Source organism: Pseudomonas sp. SWRI77, from assembly GCF_014269105.1.
Taxonomy (GTDB): Bacteria; Pseudomonadota; Gammaproteobacteria; order Pseudomonadales; family Pseudomonadaceae; genus Aquipseudomonas; species Aquipseudomonas capeferrum.
This window is the reverse complement of record NZ_JABWRV010000068.1, coordinates 1-562: the sequence shown is the minus strand read 5'-3', so window position 1 is coordinate 562 and position 562 is coordinate 1. Positions and strand designations below refer to the sequence as shown.

The 562-nt window shown below is 64.6% G+C and carries 1 protein-coding gene; it reads left to right on the top strand.

Annotated features, from left to right (window positions below):
- On the top strand, nt 1-562 hold a 562-nt coding region (locus HU766_RS25985; RefSeq protein ID WP_186661853.1), incomplete at both ends, for a phage major capsid protein.

The following is a 562-nucleotide window of genomic DNA, read 5'->3' as shown; positions in this document are numbered from 1 at the left end:
GCAGGACAATGACCAGCTTGAGGGGCAGATCAACACGCTGATGAGCGTGGGGGTTCGCCAGAAGCTGGAGGCCGAGCTCATCAACGGCGACGGTGGGCCAGGTGAAATCCTGGGGTTCAAGAAGCAGGCAACCGCTGCTGGCATCACCACCGGCAAGCCAGCTGACCGTATCGGCGCAGCCCTCACTGACCTCAAGGCCGAAGGTTGGAACCCGAACGTTATCGTGATGAACCCGCGTGACTGGTTCGCCATCGAGAGCGAGCGCGCCGAGGATGGCGACGGCCAGTATGTGATTGGCACCCCACGCGATCCAGCGCCGCCCAGCCTGTGGGGCACCCCCGTAGTCGTCACCAACGGCATGCCACAAGGCGAGGCATTGATCCTCGATACCAGCGTGGCCGCATTGCTCGACCGCCAGGAAGTGACCGTGGAGGCCAGCCGCCACGACGGTGACAACTTCCGCCGCAACATGGTGACCATCCTGGCAGAGCTGCGCGCTGGCCTGGCTGTGTTCGCTCCCACAGCTACTCGACTCGTCACGCTGGCCGGCACGCCGACACCG